Here is a 24909-nt window from a genome sequence, read left to right on the forward strand (position 1 = left end):
GACAGCGAAGTTTACAGGAAGCCGACCTGTCTGAGCCAGGCTTCGCACAGGCGCGGCCAGAGCGAGACGGGCTGATCCGGCGTGTCGAGCGCGAAGCCATGGGGGGCGTCGGCGAAGATGTGCAGTTCCGCACTGCCGCCCGCATCCTGCCAGGCGCGGCTGAGGCGATGGGCGTTTTCGACCGGCACTACCGGATCATTTCCGGCATAGACGATGAAGGCCGGCGGCGGGCCGGGCAACAATTGCGCGTCGGGCTGGAGCGCGTCGTAGAGCGCCTGCTTTTCCACCGGCGGCAGCGGCGGCTTGTCGGCGACGATGGTGCGGCCTTTGGCATTGGTGGAAATGGGCGCATAGCCGATCACCATGATATCGGGCCGCTGCGGCGCGACATCGCCCCAGTCCGCCGGATAATGCGCGGCGAGGCAGGCGGCGAGATGGCCGCCCGAGGAGAGGCCGACGACGCCGACGCCATCAGGCGCCAGATCGGACGCGCGGATCATCCGCATCGCGGCGAGCGCATCGTCGAGCGGCGCGGACGGGCCGGTGCCGGCATGGGGCAAGCGGTGGACGAGGACGAAGGCATGATAGCCGAGCGAGGTCAGCCATTGCGCGACCTGCACCCCTTCGCGTCCGGCCATCAGCGCGACATAGCCGCCGCCGCCCAGGATGAGCATGGCGCGGCCATTGGGCTTGTCGGGCGCATAGCCGAGCAGCACCGGGCGATCGACGGCGGTGACGACCGCCTGTTCGGGCGCGGCATTGGCGTCTTCCAGGGCGAAGGCGCCGCTTGGCGCGTCGCGCAGCGGCCAGACCAGATCAGCAGCGAGCATAGGATACTCCCATCGGGCAGCCATGGGTGGGATAGGCTTCGCCATCCAGTTCCACGGCCTCGCGCACGACCTCCAGCCGATCGCCGGCGTCGCGCATTTCGTAGAATTTGGCGATCGCCCGCTTGAACGGGCGGTGGAGGACCAGCATCAGCCGGCCATCAAAGGCATGGAACAGCATGCCATGGCCGCTGTCCTGTTCGATCAGAGGTCCAAGCTGTTCCCACGGGCCGGCGAGCGTGCCGGATGTGGAGCGGGCCTGCGCCTGGACATAGCCGCCCTTCCCCCAGCTCGACCAGAGCATCAGCAGGGTGCCGTTTTTGGTGCGATAGAGTTCGGGGCCGTCGGTGACATAGCCCATGTCCCCTTCGGGCTGTTTCTGGCCGATCACCCAGTCGGCGTCATTGGCGCGAAACAGCAATTGCGGCTTGCCGGCGGGCAAGAGATCGTCCTTGAGCGGCAGCGCCTCCATCGTGCCGACGCCCATCTGCAGCCATTCATGGGCATAGACCATCCAGGGTTTGCCGGCCGGGTCGACATAGAGGCTGCCGTCGAGCGTCATGGCTTCAGGCCCAGTGACCGGCTCGCCCTTGTGGATAAGCTGATAGGGGCCATCGACCCGGTCGGCCACCGCCAGCAAGGTGGCGCGGCGATAATTGGGGCGCTTGCCGCTGGCCGGGATTGTCGCCTTGTCATTGTGGAAGGTGGCGAAGAGATAATAGCGCCCCTTCCAGCGATGCACCTCCGGCGCCCAGCCGCCGTCATCGGCCCAAACGTCCTTCGGCAGGGCGAAGACCAGTTTGGGTGTCTGCCAATGGGCGAGGTCGGTGCTGGCATAGGCCATGATGCCGATGCGCGGATCGCCGGTGACGGCCGGGTCATTCTTCGAGAAGAGCCAGTAGGTCTTGCTTCCCTGCTCCGCCACGACGAAGGGGTCGTGGATGCGCAGATGCGATGTCAGCAGCGGCGCATCGGCCGCCGCCACCGGGGCGGCGAGCGTCAGCAACAGAGCGGCGAGCCAGCGACGCATCAACTGGCCAGCCTGTTGCCATAGCCGATGATGAGGGTGGCGAGGATCAGCAGGCCGACGCCGCTCCACACCATGCGGCGGACCGCCGGCGCAGCATCCTTCCACTCGCGGAAGGCAAAGCCCCAGCAGGTGCCGAAGATGATGATCGAGGCCATGTGCAGCGTCCAGCTGGAGAAGCCGAAGCGGCCCATCTGGCTTTCACCCATGGTGTAGAAGAAGAACTGGAAATACCAGGCCGTACCCGCGACCGCGCAGAGCAGGAAATTGGGCAGCAGCTTGGGGCGCTGGCCGCTGGCGTCGGGCGCGCCGGCCCACTGGCCCGCCGACTTGTTCCTGGCGATCAGCCAGCCGCACCAGAGCGCGTTGGTGATGAGGCCGCCGAACATGACGAGGCAGAGGGTGGGCAGGCCGGTCCAGAGCGGACCGGTGCCGGCGGCGGCCGAGAGCGCCTTGACCGGTTCGCCGGCGGCAAGGCCGAAGGCGAAACAGCTCGACATGATGCCGGAAAAGATGGCGACGGCGATGCCCTTCTTGAAATCGAACTCGGCGACGGCCGCTGCCTTCTGATCGGCCGAAAGCGCCGCATCCTTGCGGGCGCCGGCGCGGGCGACGACGACGATGCCGAGCACGGTGACGGCCAGGCCCAGCAGGACGATCTGGCCATGCAAGGTGCCGGCAATCTCCGTCATGAAAGTGCCGTCGAAGATCGGCGGGATCAGCGTGCCGAAGACGGTGCAGAGGCCCAGCACCACCGCCATGCCGAGCGAGAGGCCGAGATAGCGCATGGTGAGGCCATAGGTGAGGCCGCCAAAGCCCCAGAGAAAGCCGAAGAAGATGCACCAGCCAACCACGGACGAGGGCACCTGTGCCATCACGCCCATCAGGTCGTTGGTCTGGACCGAGGCGAAGAACCAGGGCGCAATCACCCAGGAGAAGATGCCGCCGGTCAGCCAGAAAATCTCCCAGTTCCAGCGCTTCACGCCGCGGAAGGGGACATAGAAGCTGGCCGAGGCGAAGCCGCCGAGCCAGTGGAAGAGGACGCCGAGCAGGGGATTGGGGGTCATAGGGCAAGTCCCAGACGATAGAGGCGATTGGCGTTGCCGGCGAACATGGCGCGGCGATCGGCTTCGGGGAAATCCGACACGATAGCGTGATAGGATTCCATGTAACGGTCGATCGGGCCGAACAGCTTGTCGGTCGGCGTGTCGCTGGCGAAGGCGCAACGATCGACCCCGAACATGTCGATCGCCTCATGCACCAGCGGCGCGATGCCAGCCATGGTCCAGTCGCGGCGGATGAAGCCCATGCCCGACAGCTTGACCGCGACATGGGGCAGCGCGGCGAGCGCCTTCATGCCCCGGCGCCAGTCGTTGAGGCCATCCGGGTCGGTCAGCACCGGCATGCCCATATGGTTGATGATGACCGGTATGTCCGGGTGGCGCTCGATCAGCGGGACGAGGCCGGGCATCTGCCCCGGATAGCATTGCAGGTCGAAGGAGAGGCCATGCTTTGCCAGCAGGCCATAGCCCGCCTGCCATAGCGGATCGACGGTGAGGTCGACCGGGCCATAGGTGCGCTGAGGATCGGCATGCCAGTTGACGATATGGCGGATGCCCCTGACGCGGGGATGGGCGGCCTGCGCGGCCAGCAGCGCATCGACATCCGGGGCGTTGAGGGCGGCGAAGGCGACGAAGCCGGTGGGGAGACCATCGACGGCGGCGAGCGTGTCGAGCCACTGGGTCTCGCGCAGCGCGCTTTCCGCGGCGGCGCCGGCATCGACATGGACGGCGCCGACGACGTTCCAGCGGGCGAGGTCTTCGCGATATTGGGCGACGCCATAGTCATGGGCGATCGGCTCGACGCTGCCATTGGGGCCATCGTCCGAAAAGGGCGGGCTCAGCCAATCGTAGCGGATATGATTGAGATCCCACAGATGGATATGGGCATCGACAAAGGGGATCATGCGTCCTCTCCCATGAACAGTTCAGCAGCCTCTTTTCCGTTCGGGCCGAGCGTGGCGAAGGCTTCGACTTCGCTCAGCCTGCCCTTCGACAGGCTCAGGGCGAACGGGGGAGACTGGCGTAAATCGCGGCGCGCCGGGCTCTTGGATGGCCGGTCGCGCCGCGTAGAGGCTTGGGTCAGAAGGTGGTGCGGCCGCCCGAGGTGTCGAAGGTCGACGCCGTGGTGAAGCTGCATTCCTCGCTGGCCATGAAGCAGACCATGGCGGCCGATTCCTCTACCAGGCCAAGCCGGCCCATCGGGATCTTCGAGCGCATATAGTCGACCTGGCTCTGCGGCAGCTGTTCCAGGATCGGGCTTTCGAAGGTCGCCGGGGTCAGCGCATTGGCGATCACGCCCTTGCCCGCCAGTTCCTTGCCCAGGCTCTTGGTAAAGCCGATGACGCCGGCCTTGCTGGCCGAATAGGCGCTGGCGTTGGGATTGCCTTCCTTGCCTGCGACCGAGGCAAGGTTGACGATCCGGCCATAGCCATTTTCGAGCATGAAGGGCACGATGGCCCGGTTGCAGTAGAAGAGGCCATTCAAGTTGATGTCGATCACCCGCTGCCAGCTGTCGACCGGATAGTCCCACACCGTGGCGGTCGCGCCGGTGATGCCGGCCGAGCAGACCAGCACATCGATGCGAACGCCAAGCGCGTGAAAGCTTTCCTCTGCCGCTTTCTCGACGGCCGCTTGATCGGAAATGTCGAGAGCAATGGTGTGGGTTGCTGCGACTTCAACCTTGGCTTCTGCGAGAGCATCGGCGTTGAGATCCCAAAGGACCACTTCGCCGCCCTCCGCAACGATCCGCTTGGCAACCTGACGTCCAAGCCCGGAAGCGCCGCCGGTGATGACCGCAGTGCGGCCTTCAAATCGTCCCGACCAGACGCTCATCCGAGCACCTCGTCGCCAAGGTGGCGCCATTCCACGACATTCTGCTTCTGGCTGCCGAGCTTGGCGATGCCCAGTTCCATGACGTCGCCGGCCTTGAGGTAGACGGCCTCAGGCTTCTTGCCCTCACCCACGCCCGGAGGGGTGCCGGTGATCATCAGGTCACCGGGGTAGAGGGTGATATATTCGCTGACATAGGAGATGAGCTGGGCGACGTTGAAGATCATCGTCTTCGTATTGCCGGTCTGCATCCGTGTCCCATTGACGTCGAGATACATGTCGAGATCCTGCGGATTGCCGATTTCGTCAGCGGTCACCAGCCAGGGGCCGACCGGGCAGAAGGTGTCATGGCCCTTGCCCTTGCTCCACTGGGTGCCGCGCTGCTTCTGGTTGAAGCGTTCCGACACGTCGTTGACGAGGACATAGCCCGCGACCTTCGACAGCGCATCTTCTTCCGACACGAAGCGGCAGGTTTCGCCGATAACGACGCCCAGTTCGACTTCCCAGTCGCCATGGGTCGCGCCCTTGGGCAGCATCACTTCGTCATTGGGGCCATTGAGCGAAGACAGCGCCTTCATGAACATCATCGGCTCGGTCGGGATCGGCAGGTTGGATTCGATCGCATGGTCCTCATAGTTGAGGCCGATGGCGACGATCTTGCCGATGCCCTTGACCGGCACGCCATAGCGCGGGTCGCCATCGACGACGGGGAGCGAGTCCACGTCGACGCCCTTGGCGGCGGCGAGGCTCTCGATCGTCAGGTCGGCGACGACGCCGGCGAGGTCGCGAATCTTGCCTTCGGCATCGATCACGCCGGGCTTTTCCTGGCCACGCTGGCCGAAACGAACAAATTTCATGGGATCAGTCTTTCTCTGTTCAGGCGATCAGTGGGTATAGGGACGGTGCATCGCGATGTCGGGGTTCAGGTCGACGCCGAAGCCCGGCTTGTCGAGCGCGCTCACCTTCATGCGGCCATTTTCCGGCATCGGTTCGCCCAGCAGCTGCGGCGCGAACATCGGCACCACTTCCGTCGGCCCCGGATGCATCATCAGGAACTCGGCGAAGGGCGAGTTGTGGCGGGTGATGACGAAATGATAGCTGTAGACCGACGAGCCATGCGGCACGACCATCTTGCCATGGGCGTCGGCCAGCGCGCTGATCTTGAGCAGTTCGGTCACGCCACCGCACCAGCCGACATCGGGCTGGATGATGTCGCAGCAATCCATTTCCATCAGCATGCGGAAGCCCCAGCGGGTCGCTTCATGCTCGCCGGTGGTGACCAGCATGCCCTTGGGCACGTTGCGCTTGAGCTGCTGGTAGCCCCAATAATCGTCCGGGCTGATCGCTTCCTCGATCCATTTGAGGCCCAGCTCATGCGCGGCGATGGCGAGGCGGGTGGCATAGTCAACGTCGAGCGCCATCCAGCAGTCCCACATCAGCCAGAAATCATCGCCGACCTTCGAGCGCATGTCGGCCAGTTCGGCGATATTCTTCTTGAGGCCCTCAATGCCTTCGGCCGGGCCATGGTGCAGCGCCATCTTGCCGCCGATGAAGCCGAATTCCTTCGCCTTGTCCGGGCGCGCGCCGGTGGCGTAGAATTGCAGTTCGTCGCGGACCGCGCCGCCCAGCAGATGATAGACCGGTTCCTGGCGCAGCTTGCCGAGCAGATCCCAGAGCGCGAGGTCGACGCCGGAGATGGCGTTGATGACCAGGCCCTTGCGGCCATAATATTGGGTCGAGAAATACATCTGGTCCCAGATCTTCTCATAGTCGGTCGGCGACCGGCCTTCGAGGAAACGGGCGAGGTGCTTTTCGACGATATAGGCGGCAGGCTCGCCACCGGTCGTCACGGCGAAACCGACGGTGCCGTCTTCCGCTTCGATCTCCACGACCAACGTGCCCAGCACATTGATGCCGAAGCTCTGCCGCGACTGGCGATATTCGGGATATTTCGACATCGGCGTCGCGATGTGATCGTCGATCCAGTGGCCTTCGCCCTGGTCATGATAATCGGCACCGCCGCCGCGCACGGTGAAGGCGCGGACATGCTTGATCTTCGGCAACGTCACGATGGGCACGCTGAAACTCCCTTGGGCCAGACCCATCGCAAGGGGATGGGCAATAACACTTCCACCATATGGACAAAATGCGCACAACGTGGGGCAATTGAGGGGAAGAATCGCGTCCAGCCTCTCCTACACCCTTGTTTTTCTCATTTTGTGGGATAGAGTGTTAGTAGATGAGACAAAATACGTCAAACCCGGAATCGGGTCCGCGAGAGGAAAAGTCGAAGACGCAGGGGTCGCAGACCCTTCAGCGCGGGCTGGACCTGCTCGACCAGGTGATCGACGGGCCGGTGAAGCTCGCCGACCTGTCCGAGCGCATGGGCCTGACGCGCTCCACCACCCATCGCCTGGCCAATGCGCTGGTCGAGCGCGGTTTCCTGACCTTCCTGCCGCGCGAGGGCTATCAGCTTGGTCCCAAGCTGCTGCAGCTGGGCTTCCTGGCGCAGAGCCAGGCCGACGTGGTGCAGATTGCCCGCCCCCATCTGGAAGCGCTGGCCGCCGCGAGCGAGGATGTGGTGCATCTGGGCCGGCTGGACGGCGACCAGGCGCTCTATCTGGACAAGATTCCCGGCCGCCGCCGGGTCGAGATTTCGAGCCGCATCGGCGACCGCCATCCGCTGACCTCGACCGGCCTTGGCAAGGCGCTGATGCTGGACGATCCCGAGGCGGGCTGGACCCGGCTGCTGGAAAGCGAGCGGGAGAACGGCACCCATGATGCCGACCCGGCCACATGGCTGGAGCGGATGCGCGGCTATGTCGCGGCCGGGCGCGCGTTCGACCTGGAAGAGAATGAGGACCAGATACGCTGCGTCGCCGCGCCGATCCGCGATGCGTCGGGCGCGATCGTCGCCGCCATCAGCCTGTCGAGCGCCGCCCAATATATGGACGATGAGCGCATGGCATCGCTGAGCGACGAGGTCCGCGCCGCCGCGCAGAAGGTCAGCGCCGACCTGGGCTGGACCCCCGGCGTCAAATCCCCCCGCCGCCCGGTGCGGCGCTAGTTTGTAGCGGTGGCGAGCACGGCAATATTCCTCCCCTGCAAGGGGAGGGGGACCACGAAGTGGTGGAGGGGTGTCGCCCCGTCGAGAGCGGGACACCCCTCCGTCGGACGCTTCGCGCCCGCCACCTCCCCTTCCAGGGGAGGATTGTCATTTGCCTGCGACCCGAAATCTTTGAAGCAAGGAAGACCAATCCCATGAAGCTGCTTGAAGGCAAGACCGTCCTCGTCACCGGCGCATCGACCGGCATCGGCCGGGCGGCCGCCATCGGCGCCGCCCAGCATGGCGCCGACGTCGTCATCAATTACGCCCATAGCGACGGCCCGGCCGCGAGCTGCGTCGCCGAGATCGAGGCGCTGGGCCAGCGCGCGATCGCGGTGAAGGGCGATGTCGCCGATCCGCAGACCGCGCAGGACTTCGTCGCCAAGGCGGTCGAGGCGTTCGGCAAGGTCGACGTGATGGTCAGCAATGCCGGCATCTGCCCGTTCCACGGCTTCCTCGACATGCCGGTCGACGTGGTGGAACGCACCTTCAAGGTCAATCTGCACGGCGCCTATTTCATGGTGCAGGCGGCCGCCCAGCAGATGGTGAAGCAGGGCCATGGCGGGTCGATCGTCGCGGTCTCCTCCATCTCCGCGCTGGTCGGCGGCGAATTTCAGACCCACTACACCCCGACCAAGGCGGGCGTGCATTCGCTGATGCAGTCGACGGCGATTGCGCTCGGCAAATATGGCATCCGCTGCAACAGCGTGCTGCCCGGCACCATCCTGACCGAGATCAACAAGGATGATCTGGCCGATGTCGAGAAGCGCGAATATATGGAAAAGCGCACGCCGCTCGGCCGCCTGGGCGCGCCCGAAGACCTGGCCGGGCCGATCGTCTTCCTGGCGTCGGACATGGCCGCCTATGTCACCGGCGCGGCGCTGCTGGTCGACGGCGGCATGTATGTGAACCTGCAATAAGATATTGAGCGCCGTCATTCCCGCGAAAGCGGGGATGACGGTATTCAGGAAACAGGACATCGCCGATGAGGATCGTCACCAAAGCCGCCGCCGCCCTCGCCCTGCTGGCCACGCCCCTGCCGGCGCTGGCGACGCAGCCGGGCGACACGATCCTGATCGCCAGCGATTCGACCGCGGCCAATTACAAGAAGGGCAATTATCCCCAGACCGGCTGGGGCATGATGCTGGGTTGCGGCCTGTCGCCCGAGGTGCGGGTGTCCAACCATGCGATGGGCGGGCGGTCGACCCGCACCTTCATCGAGGAAGGGCGCTGGACCAAATTGATGAGCGAGCTGATGCCGGGCGACACGGTGCTGATCCAGTTCGGCCATAATGACGCCTATCGCGCCAAGCCGCAGCGCTGGGCGCCGGCGCAGACCGATTATCGCAACAATCTGCTGCGCTTCATCTGGGACGTGCGTGGCGCGGGCGGCACGCCGGTGCTGGTGACGCCGGTGACGCGGCGCAGCTTTGGCGCCGACGGCAAGGCCAAGGCCGACTTCGCCGAATATTCCGCGGTGATGCGCGAACTGGCGGCGAGCGCGCATGTGCCGATCATCGATCTGGAAGCGCTGTCGCGTGCCTGGGTCGACCGGGCCGGGCCGGACAAGGCAAAGACCTATTTCCTCCACTACAAGGCGGAGGACAAGATGCCCGGCTTCCCCAAGGGGATCGACGACGATACCCATTTCAGCGAACTGGGCGCGCGCAATGTCGCCGATCTGGTCGCCGGCGGCCTCAAGGCGCTGAACCTGCCGATTTCGGCCAAGGTGCTGGCGAGCCGGCCGGCACTCAATCGGACCACGCCGCTGGGAAGGACCGAATGCCAATGACCATGCTTGACCGCCGCGGCCTGTTGACCGGCGCTGCCGTTGCTGCCGCGCTTGCGCCGATGGGCGACGCGCTGGCGCAGAGCTTTCCGCTGCCCCAGGGGTTCGTCCGCTTTCCGATCTGGCCGGGCAAGGCGCCGGGCAGCGAGCATGTGACGGTGAAGGAGGTGGAGACGCTGCGCCGGCCCGACAGCGGGCCGGACGATGGCGTGTTCGCCCATATCGTCACCCCGACCCTGACCCTGTTGCGGCCGGCAAAGCCCAATGGCGCGGCGATCATGCTGATCCCCGGCGGCGGATACAGCCGGGTGGCGATCGGCCATGAGGGCTATTCGATCGCGCGCCGCTTTGCCGAGGCGGGCTATGTCTGCTTCGTGCTGCTCTATCGCCTGCCCGCCGATGGCTGGGCCGCCGGGGCCGAAGCGCCGCTGCAGGATGCGCAGCGCGCGCTGCGGCTGGTCCGTAGCCTGGCCGCGAAGGAGAAGTTCGACGCCAACCGGGTCGGCGTGATCGGCTTTTCCGCTGGCGGGCACCTGGCCGCCTGGCTGACCAGCCGGGCGCCGGTGGAAAGCTACAAGCCGGTCGACGCCGCCGATCGCGAGCCGATCAAGGCCGCCGTCGCGGCTTACATGTATCCGGTGATCCAGATGGAGGGACCGTTCGTCCACAAGGGGTCGCGCACGCAATTGCTGGGCGAGAATCCTTCGCCCGAACGAATGCGCACCTATTCGCTGGACCAGGATGTGAGCGCGCAGACGCCGCCGGTGTTCCTGGCCCATGCGATCGACGATCCGGCAGTGCCGGTCGACAACAGCATCGCCATGCTGGCGGCGCTGCGGGCGCAGAAGATCCCGACCGAATGCCATTTGTTCGAAAATGGCGGCCATGGCTTCGGCAATACGGCGCAGGCCCAGTCGGCCGCACCCTGGCCCGACCTGTTCCTGGCCTTTGCCAAAAGGCATGGCGTGTGACCCAGCGCAAGGTTGCCCTGTTCGTCACCTGCCTGGTCGACATGATGCGCCCGCGCATCGGCTTTGCCGCGATCCGCGCGCTGGAGGCGGCGGGCTGCGACGTGGTCGTGCCCGAGGGCCAGACCTGTTGCGGCCAGCCGGCGCTCAACAGCGGCGATACCGATCATGCGATCGCACTGGCGAAACAGACGATCGTCGCGCTGGAACCCTATGAGGCGGTGGTGGTGCCGTCAGGATCGTGCGGCGGCACGATCCGTTGCCATTATCCCGAGCTGTTCGAGCATGACCCGGAATGGCTGCCGCGCGCGCAGGCGGTGGCGGCGAAGACATGGGAGATCATGGCCTATCTGGACGAGATATGCGGGTGGAAGCCCGAGGGCGTGCAGATGGATGCCAAGGCGACCTATCATGACAGCTGCTCGGGGCTGCGCGAGCTGGGCGTCAAGGCGCAGCCGCGCCGGTTGCTGAAACCCATCGCCGGGCTGGAGCTGACGCCGCTGGCGGGCGAGGAAACCTGTTGCGGCTTTGGCGGCACTTTCTGCGTCAAATATCCCGCCATTTCCAACGCGATCGTCGGCGAGAAGGCGGACGCGATCGAGGCGACCGGCGCCGACCTGCTGCTGGCCGGCGACCTGGGCTGCCTGATGAACATGGCCGGCAAGCTCAACCGCCAGGGCAGCAAGGTCCGCGCCTTCCACGCGATCGAGCTGATCGCGGGCATGGGCGATGGCCCGGCGATCGGGGAAGAGGCATGAGCGGCGCACCGGCCGAGGCGACCAGTTTCAAGGATCGCGCCGATGCGGCGCTGGCCGACCGTATCCTGAAGGTTGCGGTCGAGCGGACGGCGGGCACGGCCGAGGCCAAGCGCGCGGTCGCGGTCGACGCCTTTCCCGATTTCCAGGCAGCGCGCACCCGCGCGGCGGCGATCAAGGACCATGTCGTCGCCCATCTGGGCCATTATCTGGAGCAGTTCGAGGCGAATGCCACCGCGGCCGGGGCGAAGGTCCATTGGGCGCGCACCGCCGACGAGGCCTGCGACATCGTCATCGCCCTGTGCAAGGCAGCGAAGGCCAAGAGCGTCGCCCGGTCCAAATCGATGCTGGGCGAGGAAATCGGCCTGCCCCATGCGCTGGCCGAAGCGGGCATCGACCGGGTCGAGACCGACCTTGCCGAACATATCATCCAGCTGGCCGACGAGCGGCCCTCGCACATCATCTGGCCGGCGATGCACAAGACCCGCGAGCAGGTGTCCGCCCTGTTCAAGGCCAAGCATCGCACGCCGCATGAGGAAGAGACGATCGCCGCCATGGCGGAAAGCGCGCGGCGCGAGCTGCGCACCCAGATGCTGGGCGCGGATGTCGGCATTTCCGGCGCCAATTTCCTGATCGCCGACACGGGCGCGATCTGCACCGTCACCAATGAGGGCAATGCCGAGCTGTCGCTCGTCCCGCCGCGCGTCCATATCGTGACCGCCGGGATCGAGAAGATCGTGCCGAGCATGCCCCATGCCGTGCATATGCTGCGGATGCTGGCGCGGTCGGCGACCGGCGCGGCGCTGACCCAATATACGACCTTCTATACCGGCCCCAAGCGCCCCGGCGACCGGGACGGGCCGGAAGAGATGCATATCGTGCTGGTCGACAATGGCCGCACCCGGATGCGCGAGGAGGGGCTGGCCGAGATGCTGCGCTGCATCCGCTGCGGCGCCTGCATGAATCATTGCGTGGTGTTTCGGCAGATTGGCGGCCATGCCTATGGCGGCACCTATCCGGGGCCGATGGGCGCGGTGCTGACCCCGGTGCTGGATGGGCTGAAGCAGAGCCGCGACCTGCCCAATGCCTGCACCATGAACGGCAAGTGCCAGGAAGTGTGCCCGGTGCGCATTCCGCTGCCGACGCTGCTGCGCGGCTGGCGGGAGAAGAGCTGGCGCGAGGGGCTGGAGCCGCAATCGCTGCGTGCCGGGCTGGGCCTATGGGCCTGGGTCGCGACCCGGCCACGCCTCTATCGGATGGGCACCAGCATGGCGGTGCGAGCGATGCGGCTGCTGGGCGGCAAGGGCTGGATCCGTTCACTGCCGCTGGCCGGCGGCTGGACCCGCTATCGCGACATGCCCAAGCCCGCGGCGCAAACCTTCATGGACCAATATCGCAAGGAAAACGGCCGATGAATGCGCGCGAGGCCATCCTTGGTCGGCTGAAAGATGACAGCGAAGTTGACATAGCGGCGGAGGCTGCGGCGCTGCTCGGCACGCCGGAACGGCCGGCGGTCGATGTCGCCCAGGTCGAGGCGGAGTTTCTGGCGCGGCTGGCGCTGCCCAGCGTCAGCGCCAGTCATGACGTTATCGAAACGATATCCGACCTGCCCGCGGCGGTCGCGCGCTATCTGGACGCGCAGGGCGAGGCGCGCGCGCTGTGCCTGCCGCCCGCCCCGCGCCTGTCGGGCTGCGACTGGAGCGGTTTCGCGCTGCATCAGGATGCCGCACCCGATGAGGCGGCGACGCTGGCGATTGCGCGCAAGGGGATTGCCGAGACCGGGTCGCTGGTGTTCGAGACGAGCCCGCAGGCGCCGATGCTGCCCAATTTCCTGACGCTGCACCATCTGGTGCTGCTGCGCGTGGCCGACATCGCCCCCTGGCTGGAGGAAGCGCCGCTGGCCGGGCCGCAGCCGCGTGCCCATTACTGGATCACCGGCGTGTCGGGCACGACCGATATCGAGGGCACCTATGTGCGCGGCGCCCATGGCCCCCGCTTCCTGCATGTCATCCTGCTGCGCGGCGATTTTCCTCATATTTCGGAACAATAGTCCACATTCCGGGAAAACAGGCTTACATTCGCCGCCTGCGCCGTTATAAGCTTCGCCAAAGTTTAGATGGAGATTCCCGATGTTCGACAAGACCTATTATGCGACCCACCCCGACATGATGGAGTGCGTGTCGAACGAGGAGCTGCGGGATCGCTATCTGATCGGCGGGCTGTTCCGTGACGGCGAATGCGTGCTCAACTATACCCATGCCGAACGCTTCGTGATCGGCGGCGTGGCGGTGGCCGATGCCCCGGTGAAGCTGCCGGCGCAGACCGAGCCGGCCTCGGCGGCGGGCCATCCCTTTCTGGAGCGGCGCGAGCTGGCGATCGTCAATGTCTCGGGCGTGGAAGGCACCGTGACCGTCGACGGCGAAGTCTTCACGCTGGGCAACAAGGATTGCCTCTATGTGACGATGGGCGCGAAGGACGTGGAGTTCGCCGGCGCCGGCGCGCGTTTCTATCTCGCCTCCTGCCCGGCCCACAAGGCGTTCACCACCCGCAAGCTCGGCATCGCCGACGCCAATGCGCTGGAACGTGGCAGCCTTGAGGAATCCAACGAGCGCACCATCTTCCAGCTCGTCATCCCCGGCATCTGCGACAGCGCACAGCTGGTGATGGGCCTCACGGTCCTGAAGCCCGGTTCGGTGTGGAACACCATGCCGCCGCACATCCATGAGCGCCGCAGCGAGATTTATTTCTATTTCGAGCTGGATGGCGATGCCGACCGCGTCTTCCACTATATGGGCGAGGGCGATGCGATGCGTCACATCGTCATGGCGAACGAGGAAGCCGTGATCTCGCCGCCCTGGTCGGTCCATATGGGATCGGGCACCAAAGCCTATGCCTTCATCTGGGCGATGGCCGGCGAGAACCAGGACTATACCGACATGAACGTGCTGGATATCTGCCAGCTGGCCTAAGCCAGAAGGGGGAGAGGCTGTCACGCCCTCTTCCCTCACATGCCCTCCCCTAACCCCTCCCTGAAGGGAGGGGGATTTGGAGCTTATATGAGCACTATCTTCGATCTGACCGGCAAGGTCGCCATCGTCACCGGCGCCAATACCGGCATCGGCCAGGCGATCGCGCTGTCGCTCGCGGCGGCCGGCGCCGACATCGCGGCGGTGGGCCGCACCCCGGCGGAGGAAACCGTCGAGAAGGTTCGCGCGCTCGGCCGCAAGGCGGAGATCGTCTCGGCCGATCTTTCCAGCATCGAGCCGGTGCAGCGTGTCGTCGACGAGACGATCGCGAAACTGGGCGGCCTCGACATCCTGATCAACAATGCCGGCATCATCCGCCGCGCCGACAGCGTCGACTTCACCGAGGAAGACTGGGACACGGTGATCGATACCAATTTGAAGTCCACCTTCTTCCTGGCCCAGGCGGCCGGGCGGCATATGCTGGCACAAGGCTCGGGCAAGATCGTCAACATCGCCTCGCTGCTGTCGTTCCAGGGCGGCATCCGGGTGCCGAGCTATACTGCGTCCAAGAGCGGCGTCGCTGGCCTCACCAAGCTGCTGGCGAACGAATGGGCGGCCAAAGGCGTTAACGTCAACGCGATCGCGCCGGGCTATATCGCCACCAACAACACCGCCGCGCTGCAGGCCGACGAGACCCGCAACCGCCAGATCCAGGAGCGTATCCCGGCCGGCCGCTGGGGCGACCCCAGCGACATTGGCGGCGCGGCCGTGTTCCTGGCCTCGCCGGCGGCCAATTATATCCATGGCCATGTCCTCGCCGTCGATGGCGGCTGGCTGGCCCGCTGAACTGACTGACCTCCGTTCGCGATTCCGACGCGAACGGAGGGCAAGCTAGAGGAGGCTCAGCCTCCCGTTTCATCACAGGAGGACGGATGCCCGATATCGACCGGCGCACGGCGCTCACTGCCACGGGCCTTGCCGGCCTGGGCCTCGCCCTTCCCGCTGACGCCCTGGGCCAGACGGCCAACAGCCTGGACGCACGCAAGCCGGGCCTGCCGCTCAAGTCCGGGCATCTCCACATGGGCACCGGCGCCGGGCCGCAGGGGCGGATCGGCATCACCAATCTCTACCTGACCCGCGACGACCGGCCCTGGCTGCCGGTGATGGGCGAATTTCACTTCACCCGCTTCCCGAGCGAATATTGGGAAGAGGAATTGCTGAAGATGAAGGCGGCCGGCGTCGGCATCGTCGCATCCTATGTGCTGTGGAACCATGTCGAACTGGCGCCCGGCAGGATCGACTGGACCGGGGATCACGATATCGGGCGTTTCGTGCGGCTCTGCCAGAAACATGGCCTGCTCTTCTTCCTGCGGCCCGGCCCCTGGGGCCATGCCGAGGCGCGCTTTGGCGGCATTCCCGACTGGATCGCCGGCAGCACCCGCACGCGCAGCAACGACCCCGCCTATATGGCGCAGGTCGAGCGTTTCTGGCGCGGGCTGCACGATCAGCTCACCGGGCTGATGTGGAAGGATGGCGGGCCGATCGTCGGTATGCAGGTCGAGAATGAATATAATCTGGGTGGCCCCGGACAGGGCCGGGAACATATCGCGGCGCTGAAGGCGCTGGCGCTGCGGATCGGCTTCGACGTGCCGCTCTATACCGTGACCGGATGGGACCAGACCGTCTATCCCAAGGGCGAAGTGGTGCCGGTGCATGGCGGCTATCCCGACGAGCCCTGGTCGGCGAAGACGGTCAAGCTGCCGCCCAAGGAAAATTACCTGTTCCGCTTCGACAGCCGGGTGAGCGGCGACCTGGGCGCGCAGACGCGCGGCGGGCGGCGCGGCGACGCCGATAGCGACATGGCAGATACGCCCTTCCTGGGCGCGGAATATGGCGGCGGCGTGCCGGTCATGTATCGGCGGCGGCCGCTGTTGCAGCCGGCCGACGTGGCGGCGGCGGTGACGACGCAGGTGGGATCGGGCGTCAATCTGCTGGGCTATTATATGTTCCATGGCGGCGCCAACCCGATGGCGAACGGGCGCATGCTGGAGGAGACGCAGCGGTCGGGCGGCTATAATGACTGCCCGGCGATCGCCTATGATTTCCAGGCGCCGATCGGCCAATATGGCGAGGTCAATCCGGTCAGCGCGGCGCTGCGCCCGCTCCATTATTTCCTGGCCGAATATGGCGAGACGCTGGCGCCGATGACGGTCCATGCGCCGGCCGTGCTGCCGGCCGACAAGGATGACCTGAAGACGCTGCGCTGGGCGGTGCGGGCGAAGGGGGACAGCGGCTTCCTGTTCGTCAACAACCATGTCCGCCAATATGGCACGGCGGCGCATCCCGGCACGCAGTTCAATGTGACATTGGCCGGCGGCACGGTTCGCCTGCCGAGCCGGCCGGTGACGATCGCGCCGGGCGACAATTTCTTCTGGCCGATCGGCATGGACCTGGACGGGGTGCGGCTCGACTGGGCGACGGCGCAGCCGGTGACGCGCATCGCCGACAGCGACGGGCCGATCCATGTGATGGCGGCCTGCCTGCCCGGCCCGGTGGAGCTGGCTTTCCCGGCGGGCACGAAGGTCGATGCGCCAGCGCGCAGCGAAAGCGGACGGGTGATCGTGCAGGTGCCGCCATCCGCGACGCGCCCGGTGCGGGTGACCGGCGCAGACGGGCGATCGGTGCGGCTGCTGCTGATCGAGCGGGAGGCGGCAAAGCGCATCTGGGTCGGCGAGATCGGTGGCGAGCGGCGCGTGGTGCTGAGCGCGGCGGATGCGCTGTTCGGGCCGGACGGGCTGGAACTGCGCCAGCGTGGCGAGGCGCGTTTCGCCTGGCAGATATTGCCCGGCAAGGCAGCGATGATGACGGCGAAAGCGACAGGCATCACGCCCCTGCCCTTCACCCAGACGCGCGAGGCCGGCACGGCGCCGCCGATCGAGATTGGCGGGCCGGCCAAGGCGGCGATGCAGCCGCTGCCCGAGGCGCACAAGGCGGCGGCGGCCTTTAGCTTCACCATTCCGAAGGATGTGTTGGCGAAGGGCGGCGACGCCTTTCTGGAGATCGACTGGCGCGGCGATATCGGCCGGCTGTTCGATGGCCCCGACATGCTGGACGATGCCTATTGGGACGGGCGGGTCTGGCGGATCGGCCTCAAGCGCTTTGCCGCGCGGCTGGGCCGGCCCTGGACGCTGACGGTGATGCCGCTGCGCGCCGATGCACCCATCTATCTGGATGATGCAGCGCGGGCGAAGCTGCCGGCGGGGGAACAGGTCGCGACGCTGGAGGTGCTGCGCATCGTTCCGGAATATCGCATGGAGGTGAAGGCATGACCCGGTTCACGCGTCGCGGCACATTCGGCCTTGCCACCCTGCCCCTGCTGGCCCGGCCGGCGCTGGCCAAGGTGAGCAAAAATGGCGCGCGGCCCGGCCCCTATCTGATCGGCGCCGATATCAGCTGGGTGCCCGAAGATGAAGCGGCCGGTGCGCGCTATTTCGTCGGGGGCGAGCAGAAAGACCCGATCCTGATCCTGCGCGATGCCGGGTTCAACGCGATCCGGCTGCGCATCTTCGTCGATCCGGCCAAGGGCTATTCCAGGCGGGAGCCGGACAAGGGCTGGGCCGGCCTGACCCAGACGGTGAAGCTGGGCAAGCGGGTGCGCGATGCCGGCATGGGGCTGGTGCTGAGTTTTCATTATAGCGACACCTGGGCCGACCCGGAGCATCAGGGCGTGCCGGCGGCCTGGGCCGGTTATGACCTGCCGGCGCTGGCCAAGGCGGTCGAGGCGCATACCCATGACACGCTGGTGGCGATGCGCGCGGGCGGCGCGCCGGTCGATATGGCGGTGATCGGCAATGAAACGACCTTCGGCATGTTGTGGCCCCATGGCCGGGTGAAGCTGTCGACGTCGACCGGCAATCCGGTGACCGACGCCAATCATGCCAGGGTCGGCGAGGTTGGCGGGTTCGGCGGCTTTGCCGCGCTGCTGCGCGCGGGGATTGCCGGTGCGCGCCGGGCCGAGCCGGGGGTCGCGATCCAGGTGCATAATCATCTGGGCCGGCACTGGCCGATCGTGCGTGAATGGACCGATGCGCTGATCGCACGGCAGGTGGATTTCGATGTGGTCGGCTTTTCCTGCTACCAGCAGCGGGCGCAGGGCGACTGGGCCACGACCTTCAGCGAATATGTGAAGCGCTATCCCGACAAGGGGCTGCTGGTCGCCGAATATTCGAGCCGCAAGCGCTATATCAACGATCTGGTCCATGCCCTGCCCGGCAAGCATGGCTGGGGCACGTTCATCTGGGAGCCGATCCGGCATCAGGAGGCGATTTTCGACCAGGACGGGCATAATGCCGGCGAAGGCGCCAAGCCCGACCTGATCAGCCAGGGGCTGAACGGGGCGGAGGCGCCGGGCGGGCTGGCATCGCAGCAGCCGGCCGTGCCGAAACCCGAACCGACCGGGCCGATGGGCCATGGCGGCGACTATGTCGCCAACAAGCTGCTCGACCTCTACCCGCAAATGGCCAAGGATTATCGTTGATGAGACGGCGCGACTTCACATTGGGACTGGGCGCATTGGCGTTGGCAGGGTGCGCCACCCGATCGGCGGCGCGCGCCGATGACCTGCTGGTCTTCGCCTATTTCACCACCGGCAAGGGCGAGGCCGACGGCCTCAAACTGGCGGTGAGCGAGGATGGCTTTGCCTTTCGCACGCTGGCGGGCGGACGCAGCCTGCTGGTGCCGCAGGTGGGCGAGAAGAAGCTGATGCGCGACCCCTATCTGCTCGCGGACAAGGGCGTCTATCATCTGCTGTGGACCACCGCCTGGGAAGGGGTGACGATCGGCCATGCGACCAGCCGCGATCTGGTCCATTGGTCGCCGCAGCGCGCCATCCCGGTCATGCAGGACGTGCCGGGCACCCGCAATTGCTGGGCGCCCGAGGCGGTGCGCGATCCGGCGACCGGGCGCCATATCCTGTTCTGGTCGAGCACGGTGGATGGCCGCTTCACCGAGACGGCGGGGACATCGGAATCGGGCTACAACCACCGTCTCTGGTCGGTCAGTACGAGTGATTTCGAGACGTTCAGCGCCCCCGCGCCGCTTTATGATCCCGGCTTCAGCGTGATCGACGGGACATTCGCGCAGGCTCCGGGCGGCGGCCTCTATCTGATCGTCAAGGATGAGACGGTGCAGCCGCCGCACAAATGGCTGCAGGTGGCGAAGGCGGACAGCCCGACCGGACCGTTCGGCCCCCTGTCGCCGCCCTTCTCCCCCGGCTGGGTCGAAGGGCCGATGAGCGCGCAGGTCGGTGATGCGCTGCTCTGCTATTATGACGTCTACAAGGAGGGGCGCTGGGGCGCGGCGATGACGCGCGACATGATCAACTGGACCGACGTCAGCGCGCGCCTGACCATGCCGGCCGGCGCGCGCCACGGATCATTGCTGCGCGTTCCCCGCGCCCTGGTCGCCGCTATCGTCTGAGGTCCAGCCGCCGCCCAGCGCCAGGAAGATGGCGATCTGGTCCTGCACCAGCTGGACGCGGGCGGCCGCGGCCGAGGATTCGGCGCTGGCGAGGCTGCGCTGGGTATCGAGCAGGTCGAGGAAATCGCTGCGGCCGAAGCGGAACAGCTTGTTCGCCTGCCCCGCCGAGACATTGGCGCTGTCGCGGGCGCGATCGAGCGCGGCGGCCTTTTCGGCGTCGCGGCGATAGGTTTCTAGCGCGGTTTCGGTCTGGCGCAGCGCTTCCAGCACGCTGCCGTCGAAGCTGGCGAGATCGGCCTGCACCTGGGCATCAGCCTGGGCGATCCGGGCGCGGACCACCGGGCGGTTGGGGAAAGTCCAGCTGATGAGCGGGCCGAGGCTGAAGCCGAAGGCGGAGCCGGAGCCGAAATCCTTGAGCGGGCCGGACAGGCCGACCGAGCCACCGATGCTGACCTGCGGATAGAGATCGGCCATGGCGACGCCCAAAGTCGCGGTGTCGGAGGCGATCATGCGTTCGGCCTGGCGGATGTCGGGGCGGCGACGGATCAGCGCCGTGCCATCGCCCACCGGCAGCGGCGCGCCAAGCGACGGCAGAGTGGCGCAGCTTTCCACATCCATGGGATAATCGGCCGGCGGACGGCCGAGCAGGGTGGCGAGCAGATAGAGGCCGCTCTGGCGCTGTGCTTCATAGACCGGCAGTGTCGCCTCGCTCTGGTCCACTGCCGCCTGGGCGCGGCTGACGTCGAAGGCGGTGCCGCGACCGCCCTTGAACAGGCGCTGGGTGGCGTTCAGCGTATCGCGCTGGAGCGAGACGACCCGGCGATTGACGCCGAGCGCATAATTGGCGGCGCAGACCTGGGCATAGGCCTTGGCCGTGGCGGCGGCGACGCTGACGCGGACATAGTCGCGCGCGGCGGTCACCGCCTCGACATTGGCGCCGCTCGATTCGATCGCGCGGCGGATGCGACCGTTGAGGTCGAGCGGATAGGAGGCGCTGAGGCCGAAATCATAGCTGACCGAGCCGGGCAGATGCTGGGTCACGCCCGAGGGACGCGCCAGCGTTTCGCCACCGCTGATCGTGGTGCTGATCTGGCGCCCCGCTTCCGTCTCGCGCAGCACGGCCTGCGCCGCGGTCAGATTGGCATCGGCGACGCGCAGGTCGGTATTGGCGGTCAGCGCCTCGGCAATCAGCGCGTCGAGCCGGGGATCATTATAGAGTTTCCACCAATGGTCGGGCAGGTCGGCATTGCTGAAGCCCGCACCCTGCGCCGACTGGAAATTACCCTGCGCGCCCGGCGCGGTCGCGGCCGAATGCTCGGGCGGATGATAGTCCGGCCCGGCGGTGGCGCAGGCGCTGAGCGCCAGGGCCATCAAGGATGCAGCAAAGCCCTTACGCATGGCGGCAGCTTCCCGGCTTGGCATCCTTCTTCGCCGGTTCGACCGTCACCGTGGCGGTGCGGCCCGAGATCAGCGTGATATTGGCCGGTACATTGGTGAGCTTCACCCGGACCGGGATGCGCTGGGCGAGGCGGACCCAGGAGAAGGTCGGCTCGACCGTGGGCAGGAGATTGCCGGAGTCGCTGCGGGTCGAGTCATTGATGCCATAGGCGATGCTTTCGACCTTGCCGTGCAGATCCTGCTTCTCGCCCATCAGGCGGACGGTGACCGGCGCGCCGATGCAGACCAGGGGCAACTTGGTTTCCTCGAAATAGCCCTCCACCCGCAGGCTGTCGCTGTCGATCAACGCCATCGCTTGGGTGCCGGCGCCCAGATAGTCGCCGGGGTGAAGATCGAGATTGGTGACGACGCCATTGACCGAGGCGCGGACCTGGGTGCGCTTGAGGTTCAAGGCGGCGGCGTCGCGCGAACTGCGCGCCTCGGCCAGCGCGGCCTGCGCGGTGGCGACGCGGGCGACATTCTGTTCATGGCTTTCCTTGGCGACGAGATCGCCCAGCGCCAGATCGCGGGTCGCCTCTCGCCGGGCCTGGCCGAGCGTCGCCTGGGCGCTGGCGATCTGCGCCTCCGCCTGTTCCAGCGCCAGCGCATAGCGCGGCGTGTCGATGACGAAGAGCAGGTCGCCCGCCTTCACCTGCTGATTGTCGCGCACCGCGACCGAGGTGACGAGGCCGCCAATATCGGGGGTCACGCGCACCACGTCGGCGCGGACGCGGCCGTCGCGGGTCCAGGGGCTGCGCTCATAATGGTTCCACATCCACACCGCGACGATGACGGCGAGAATGACGATGATGATGGTGGCGGCGCTGCGGATCAGCGTCCCGGTCAGGCGGTTCATAGGCGGATTCCCAGCATCGGAACGAGAATGGACAGGCCCCCGAGCGTCAGCACGAACAGGCTGAGGTCGACGAGGGCCCGATAGGCAAGAAAGCGGTAGAGGCCGAACGCCGCAATCAGGCGGGTGAGGCCATAGGTGAGGATGAGCGCGGCCAGCGCCAGCGCCAGCAGCGTGGGGAAGAAGACCCCGTCGATGGACAATTCGCCGGTCATGCGGGAACTCCGGTCAGGGGGGGCTTTGGGGTCAGGGGGGGCATGCGATAGCCGGCGCTGTCGGCAAAGAGATTACGGCGCAGGCTGACCAGCGCCAGGATCGCATCGCGGCGGACCGAGGGCGCCGGATTGGCGGCAAGGTCGCCGATGGCGCTGTCGATGTCATCGAGCAGGGCGGGATCGGCCGATGCCGGCGCATCGGGATCGAGCCGGCGATAATGGTCGGCCACGCCGCCCAGCACCCGGCCGAGCGGGGCGCCTTCGTCAAAGGGAAGATCGACGCGGAGCTGGCGCAATTCGCCGATGGCGACGCCGGTGCGCAGGTCGCGCAGTGCGTCATAGAGCGGCTTGCCGCTGTCGGTGCGGATGGCGGCGAGGCGTGGGGCAAGCAGCGCGATGCGATCGAGCATGCGGTTGATCCAGCCGCGCACATCGGGCTGGGTCATGAGGTTGGCGCGAGTGGCGATATCCGCCCAGCCGGCGCGCACGGTGCGGCGCACGGCGCGCTCCACCCCGGCCGATTGCAGCAGGCCGGCCATGATGATCGCGAACCAGATGCCGACAAGCTGTGCCACCGAGCCGTTCACATAGGAGGCGAAGGCGCTGACATAGGCACTGGAGAGCAGCACCGGACTGCCCAGGCCGAGCAGCGTCGGCAGCGCAATGCCCATCCAGCGCGGCGAGGCCATCATTGCGCCCAGCACCAGCAGCGGCGGCGCATAGGCCAAGGCGAGCATGGCGAAACCGTCGAGCCTGGGCATGATGGCATAGCCGTAGAGGGCGCCGAGGAATGTGGCGATGATCGTGCCGATCATGAAGCCCTTGAGCGGGGCGAGCGGATTGTCCGACGCCGAGAAGAGCGCAAGGAAGACGCCGGCCAGCATCACCGCGCTGCCGCCGTCATGCCAGCCGCTGCCGATCCACAAGGCACAGCCGATCGTCACCGTCATGAAGGCGGCAAAGGCGCCGCGCGCGGCGCCGGCATAATCGCGATGCAGTTCGCGGTTGCGACGCCCCTCCAGCAGTTCGGCCACGCGCGGCGTCACCGGGCTGCGGCTGTGGGTCAGCATCTGGTCGAACAGGTCGCGGCAGTCGCGATGAACCGCGATCAGCGTGCCGAGGCGGGAATAGAGGCTGAGCCGCATCATGCCGGCCCAGTCCATATCGCTGTCGGCCGCCGGTTCCAGCGCGGCGCAGCGGTCGATCAGCGCCTGGGCGCCGGCGGCGCGGGTCGCACTGTCGGTGCCGGGATGATCGAGCCAGTCGCGCGCATCGGCGATCAGCTGTTCGACCTGGGCCGGGACGATGCCGCCATTGGCCTGTTTCAGCATCGCCAGCCGATCCTCGACCGCGGCGCCGAGCGGCAGCAGCAGCGAGAGCTGGTCCTGCATCGCGCGCACTGTGCGGACGCGGGGCGCAAGGCGGCTGATGTCGAAGGGCAGATGGATCGACATCTGGTGCAGTTCGGTGACGTCCTGCGCCAGGCGGCGGCGTTCGGCATCGAGGCCAGGCACCGGATCAGTCGCGATCGCGTCGCGCGACCAGCGTTCGGCATCGCGCAGCATGGCTTCGACGCGGGCGAAGAGGTTGCCGGTGATCGAGCCGGGCAGAACGACGCCATGGACGATGCTGCCGCAGGCGATGCCGATCCAGATTTCCTGCACGCGCAGGGTGGCGACGGTGAAGATGGTCTGGGGCGAGTCGACGTCGGGGAAGACGATCAGGCAGGCGCTGTAGCCGGCCAGCACGAACATGTAGGAGCGCGGCGTGCGATCGAGCAGCGAGACGAAGACGCAGAGCGCCAGCCAGGCGGCCATGGCAAGGGTCAGGAGTTCGGGCGAATTCACCAGCGGCGGGACGATCGCGACCGAGAAGGCGGCGCCGACGATGGTGCCGATGGCGCGGAAGATCGCCTTGGAAATTACCGCGCCGGCGAGCGGCTGGGCCACGATATAGGAGGTGAGGAAGGCCCAATAGGGGCGTTCCAGGCCAATGCTGAGCGCCACATAAAGGGCCAGCATCGCCGCCAGGAAACATTTGACGGAGAATAGCGCGGCGGGAACGCCGAGGCGCTCGCTCCAGGCTGACAAAGCGGCCTTTTTCATGACTGGCCCCGGCGCTCCCCGATACGGCGTCGCAGCAGTTCTAACAGATTGACCGCCGTCTCGATATCCGCCTCTGGCACACCATCGAGCAGGTCGTTGCGCATGTTGCTGAGCCGCGTTTCGATGCGGCCGACAAGGTCGCGACCGGAGGTGGTGAGCGACAGGCAGTTGGACCGGCGATCCTCCGGATTGGGGGTGCGCTCGATCAGGGCAGCGGCCTGTAGATGGTCGAGGGTGCGGACCAGCGAAGGCTGGGTGATGCCCAGCACATCGGCCAGTTCGATCTGGCGCACGTCGGCGCCCAGCCGGTCGAGATAGAGAAGGCACCAGCCGGCGGAATTGGAGACGCCGAATTCGGCCAGGGTGGAATCGGCAAGCTGGCGCCAGAGGCGCGCAATCTGCGGCATATTATGCGCCAGCGCGCGCTGAAGTTCGGTCCGATTCACGAACGCTTAGATAGCTAACTAATTTTATAGTGCAACGGGTCGGCCA

24 protein-coding genes are annotated in these 24909 nt (G+C 66.5%); 12 read left to right on the forward strand and 12 right to left on the reverse strand.

Going from position 1 to position 24909, the window contains the following annotated elements:
• Window positions 1-11 precede the first annotated feature (11 nt).
• The 7 genes from JQK15_RS08185 to rhmD form a co-directional block, all read right to left on the reverse strand.
• Window positions 12-830 (reverse strand): alpha/beta hydrolase, encoded by an 819-nt coding sequence (locus JQK15_RS08185; RefSeq protein ID WP_214864789.1) that lies wholly within the window; start codon window positions 828-830, stop codon window positions 12-14.
• The gene (locus tag JQK15_RS08190; RefSeq protein ID WP_214864791.1) at window positions 817-1857 is read right to left on the reverse strand and encodes a glycoside hydrolase family 43 protein; all 1041 of its coding nucleotides are present in this window, start codon (window positions 1855-1857) and stop codon (window positions 817-819) included. Before JQK15_RS08190 ends, JQK15_RS08185 begins: the two co-directional genes overlap by 14 nt.
• Complete coding sequence (gene rhaT, locus JQK15_RS08195) at window positions 1857-2921, reverse strand: L-rhamnose/proton symporter RhaT (protein WP_010339259.1); 1065 nt, start codon at window positions 2919-2921, stop codon at window positions 1857-1859. The genes JQK15_RS08190 and rhaT overlap by 1 nt, the downstream gene beginning before the upstream one ends.
• Window positions 2918-3820 carry an amidohydrolase family protein gene (locus tag JQK15_RS08200; RefSeq protein WP_214864793.1) on the reverse strand — a complete coding sequence of 301 codons (903 nt, stop codon included), beginning with the start codon at window positions 3818-3820 and terminating at the stop codon, window positions 2918-2920. Before JQK15_RS08200 ends, rhaT begins: the two co-directional genes overlap by 4 nt.
• Before the next feature lie 175 nt (window positions 3821-3995).
• Complete coding sequence (locus tag JQK15_RS08205; protein WP_214864795.1) at window positions 3996-4748, reverse strand: SDR family NAD(P)-dependent oxidoreductase; 753 nt, start codon at window positions 4746-4748, stop codon at window positions 3996-3998.
• A complete protein-coding gene (locus JQK15_RS08210) occupies window positions 4745-5602 on the reverse strand; it encodes a 2,4-didehydro-3-deoxy-L-rhamnonate hydrolase (RefSeq protein WP_214864797.1) in 858 nt (285 codons plus the stop codon). Before JQK15_RS08210 ends, JQK15_RS08205 begins: the two co-directional genes overlap by 4 nt.
• A gap of 27 nt (window positions 5603-5629) precedes the next feature.
• Entirely contained in the window at window positions 5630-6850 is a 1221-nt protein-coding gene (gene rhmD / locus JQK15_RS08215) for an L-rhamnonate dehydratase (RefSeq protein ID WP_214864799.1), read from the reverse strand.
• A 134-nt stretch (window positions 6851-6984) separates the two neighbouring features.
• Here rhmD and JQK15_RS08220 point away from each other — a divergent pair, with 134 nt between their 5' ends.
• The 12 genes from JQK15_RS08220 to JQK15_RS08275 all read left to right on the forward strand — a co-directional run bounded on the left by JQK15_RS08220 (window position 6985) and on the right by JQK15_RS08275 (window position 19807).
• Window positions 6985-7812 carry an IclR family transcriptional regulator gene (locus tag JQK15_RS08220; protein ID WP_004209343.1) on the forward strand — a complete coding sequence of 276 codons (828 nt, stop codon included), beginning with the start codon at window positions 6985-6987 and terminating at the stop codon, window positions 7810-7812.
• A 194-nt stretch (window positions 7813-8006) separates the two neighbouring features.
• The gene (lra1, locus tag JQK15_RS08225; protein WP_004209342.1) at window positions 8007-8771 is read left to right on the forward strand and encodes an L-rhamnose 1-dehydrogenase Lra1; all 765 of its coding nucleotides are present in this window, start codon (window positions 8007-8009) and stop codon (window positions 8769-8771) included.
• A gap of 65 nt (window positions 8772-8836) precedes the next feature.
• Window positions 8837-9643, forward strand: coding sequence for a rhamnogalacturonan acetylesterase (locus tag JQK15_RS08230; RefSeq protein ID WP_169863393.1), 807 nt, complete (start codon window positions 8837-8839; stop codon window positions 9641-9643).
• Entirely contained in the window at window positions 9640-10611 is a 972-nt protein-coding gene (locus JQK15_RS08235) for an alpha/beta hydrolase (protein WP_214864801.1), read from the forward strand. The genes JQK15_RS08230 and JQK15_RS08235 overlap by 4 nt, the downstream gene beginning before the upstream one ends.
• Window positions 10608-11366 (forward strand): (Fe-S)-binding protein, encoded by a 759-nt coding sequence (locus tag JQK15_RS08240; protein WP_214864803.1) that lies wholly within the window; start codon window positions 10608-10610, stop codon window positions 11364-11366. Before JQK15_RS08235 ends, JQK15_RS08240 begins: the two co-directional genes overlap by 4 nt.
• Window positions 11363-12778 (forward strand): lactate utilization protein B, encoded by a 1416-nt coding sequence (locus tag JQK15_RS08245; RefSeq protein ID WP_214864805.1) that lies wholly within the window; start codon window positions 11363-11365, stop codon window positions 12776-12778. The genes JQK15_RS08240 and JQK15_RS08245 overlap by 4 nt, the downstream gene beginning before the upstream one ends.
• The gene (locus JQK15_RS08250) at window positions 12775-13413 is read left to right on the forward strand and encodes a LutC/YkgG family protein (RefSeq protein WP_214864806.1); all 639 of its coding nucleotides are present in this window, start codon (window positions 12775-12777) and stop codon (window positions 13411-13413) included. Before JQK15_RS08245 ends, JQK15_RS08250 begins: the two co-directional genes overlap by 4 nt.
• 79 nt (window positions 13414-13492) lie before the next feature.
• Window positions 13493-14332 carry a 5-dehydro-4-deoxy-D-glucuronate isomerase gene (gene kduI, locus JQK15_RS08255; protein ID WP_063976701.1) on the forward strand — a complete coding sequence of 280 codons (840 nt, stop codon included), beginning with the start codon at window positions 13493-13495 and terminating at the stop codon, window positions 14330-14332.
• Window positions 14333-14419: 87 nt separating this feature from the next.
• The gene (gene kduD, locus JQK15_RS08260) at window positions 14420-15175 is read left to right on the forward strand and encodes a 2-dehydro-3-deoxy-D-gluconate 5-dehydrogenase KduD (protein ID WP_214864808.1); all 756 of its coding nucleotides are present in this window, start codon (window positions 14420-14422) and stop codon (window positions 15173-15175) included.
• Window positions 15176-15261: 86 nt separating this feature from the next.
• Complete coding sequence (locus JQK15_RS08265) at window positions 15262-17658, forward strand: beta-galactosidase (RefSeq protein ID WP_214864810.1); 2397 nt, start codon at window positions 15262-15264, stop codon at window positions 17656-17658.
• Complete coding sequence (locus JQK15_RS08270; RefSeq protein WP_214864812.1) at window positions 17655-18866, forward strand: glycosyl hydrolase 53 family protein; 1212 nt, start codon at window positions 17655-17657, stop codon at window positions 18864-18866. The genes JQK15_RS08265 and JQK15_RS08270 overlap by 4 nt, the downstream gene beginning before the upstream one ends.
• Complete coding sequence (locus JQK15_RS08275) at window positions 18866-19807, forward strand: glycoside hydrolase family 43 protein (protein WP_214864814.1); 942 nt, start codon at window positions 18866-18868, stop codon at window positions 19805-19807. Before JQK15_RS08270 ends, JQK15_RS08275 begins: the two co-directional genes overlap by 1 nt.
• Here the strand turns inward: JQK15_RS08275 and JQK15_RS08280 are convergent.
• Genes JQK15_RS08280 through JQK15_RS08300 form a run of 5 tightly spaced genes read right to left on the reverse strand, consistent with a single transcriptional unit; the run spans window position 19763 to window position 24863 of the window.
• Window positions 19763-21205, reverse strand: coding sequence for an efflux transporter outer membrane subunit (locus tag JQK15_RS08280; RefSeq protein WP_214864816.1), 1443 nt, complete (start codon window positions 21203-21205; stop codon window positions 19763-19765). The genes JQK15_RS08275 and JQK15_RS08280 overlap by 45 nt on opposite strands.
• On the reverse strand, window positions 21198-22100 hold the full coding sequence (locus JQK15_RS08285) for an efflux RND transporter periplasmic adaptor subunit (protein WP_017501722.1): 903 nt from the start codon (window positions 22098-22100) through the stop codon (window positions 21198-21200). The genes JQK15_RS08280 and JQK15_RS08285 overlap by 8 nt, the downstream gene beginning before the upstream one ends.
• On the reverse strand, window positions 22097-22312 hold the full coding sequence (locus JQK15_RS08290) for a DUF1656 domain-containing protein (RefSeq protein ID WP_004209328.1): 216 nt from the start codon (window positions 22310-22312) through the stop codon (window positions 22097-22099). The genes JQK15_RS08285 and JQK15_RS08290 overlap by 4 nt, the downstream gene beginning before the upstream one ends.
• Window positions 22309-24417, reverse strand: coding sequence for an FUSC family protein (locus JQK15_RS08295; RefSeq protein ID WP_214864818.1), 2109 nt, complete (start codon window positions 24415-24417; stop codon window positions 22309-22311). Before JQK15_RS08295 ends, JQK15_RS08290 begins: the two co-directional genes overlap by 4 nt.
• A complete protein-coding gene (locus JQK15_RS08300; RefSeq protein ID WP_004209326.1) occupies window positions 24414-24863 on the reverse strand; it encodes a MarR family winged helix-turn-helix transcriptional regulator in 450 nt (149 codons plus the stop codon). Before JQK15_RS08300 ends, JQK15_RS08295 begins: the two co-directional genes overlap by 4 nt.
• Between the last annotated feature and the right edge of the window lie 46 nt (window positions 24864-24909).

The sequence above is a fragment of the Sphingobium sp. BHU LFT2 genome, from assembly GCF_018604485.1.
Lineage (GTDB): Bacteria > Pseudomonadota > Alphaproteobacteria > Sphingomonadales > Sphingomonadaceae > Sphingobium > Sphingobium yanoikuyae_A.

Bases quoted from the DNA above. Each gene is read 5' to 3' on its own strand.
- JQK15_RS08185 (WP_214864789.1), bottom strand. From the start codon at position 830: ATGCTCGCTGCTGATCTGGTCTGGCCGCTGCGCGACGCGCCAAGCGGC.
- JQK15_RS08190 (WP_214864791.1), bottom strand. From the start codon at position 1,857: ATGCGTCGCTGGCTCGCCGCTCTGTTGCTGACGCTCGCCGCCCCGGTG.
- rhaT (WP_010339259.1), bottom strand. From the start codon at position 2,921: ATGACCCCCAATCCCCTGCTCGGCGTCCTCTTCCACTGGCTCGGCGGC.
- JQK15_RS08200 (WP_214864793.1), bottom strand. From the start codon at position 3,820: ATGATCCCCTTTGTCGATGCCCATATCCATCTGTGGGATCTCAATCAT.
- JQK15_RS08205 (WP_214864795.1), bottom strand. From the start codon at position 4,748: ATGAGCGTCTGGTCGGGACGATTTGAAGGCCGCACTGCGGTCATCACC.
- JQK15_RS08210 (WP_214864797.1), bottom strand. From the start codon at position 5,602: ATGAAATTTGTTCGTTTCGGCCAGCGTGGCCAGGAAAAGCCCGGCGTG.
- rhmD (WP_214864799.1), bottom strand. From the start codon at position 6,850: ATGGGTCTGGCCCAAGGGAGTTTCAGCGTGCCCATCGTGACGTTGCCG.
- JQK15_RS08220 (WP_004209343.1), top strand. From the start codon at position 6,985: ATGAGACAAAATACGTCAAACCCGGAATCGGGTCCGCGAGAGGAAAAG.
- lra1 (WP_004209342.1), top strand. From the start codon at position 8,007: ATGAAGCTGCTTGAAGGCAAGACCGTCCTCGTCACCGGCGCATCGACC.
- JQK15_RS08230 (WP_169863393.1), top strand. From the start codon at position 8,837: ATGAGGATCGTCACCAAAGCCGCCGCCGCCCTCGCCCTGCTGGCCACG.
- JQK15_RS08235 (WP_214864801.1), top strand. From the start codon at position 9,640: ATGACCATGCTTGACCGCCGCGGCCTGTTGACCGGCGCTGCCGTTGCT.
- JQK15_RS08245 (WP_214864805.1), top strand. From the start codon at position 11,363: ATGAGCGGCGCACCGGCCGAGGCGACCAGTTTCAAGGATCGCGCCGAT.
- JQK15_RS08250 (WP_214864806.1), top strand. From the start codon at position 12,775: ATGAATGCGCGCGAGGCCATCCTTGGTCGGCTGAAAGATGACAGCGAA.
- kduI (WP_063976701.1), top strand. From the start codon at position 13,493: ATGTTCGACAAGACCTATTATGCGACCCACCCCGACATGATGGAGTGC.
- kduD (WP_214864808.1), top strand. From the start codon at position 14,420: ATGAGCACTATCTTCGATCTGACCGGCAAGGTCGCCATCGTCACCGGC.
- JQK15_RS08265 (WP_214864810.1), top strand. From the start codon at position 15,262: ATGCCCGATATCGACCGGCGCACGGCGCTCACTGCCACGGGCCTTGCC.
- JQK15_RS08270 (WP_214864812.1), top strand. From the start codon at position 17,655: ATGACCCGGTTCACGCGTCGCGGCACATTCGGCCTTGCCACCCTGCCC.
- JQK15_RS08275 (WP_214864814.1), top strand. From the start codon at position 18,866: ATGAGACGGCGCGACTTCACATTGGGACTGGGCGCATTGGCGTTGGCA.
- JQK15_RS08280 (WP_214864816.1), bottom strand. From the start codon at position 21,205: ATGCGTAAGGGCTTTGCTGCATCCTTGATGGCCCTGGCGCTCAGCGCC.
- JQK15_RS08285 (WP_017501722.1), bottom strand. From the start codon at position 22,100: ATGAACCGCCTGACCGGGACGCTGATCCGCAGCGCCGCCACCATCATC.
- JQK15_RS08290 (WP_004209328.1), bottom strand. From the start codon at position 22,312: ATGACCGGCGAATTGTCCATCGACGGGGTCTTCTTCCCCACGCTGCTG.
- JQK15_RS08295 (WP_214864818.1), bottom strand. From the start codon at position 24,417: ATGAAAAAGGCCGCTTTGTCAGCCTGGAGCGAGCGCCTCGGCGTTCCC.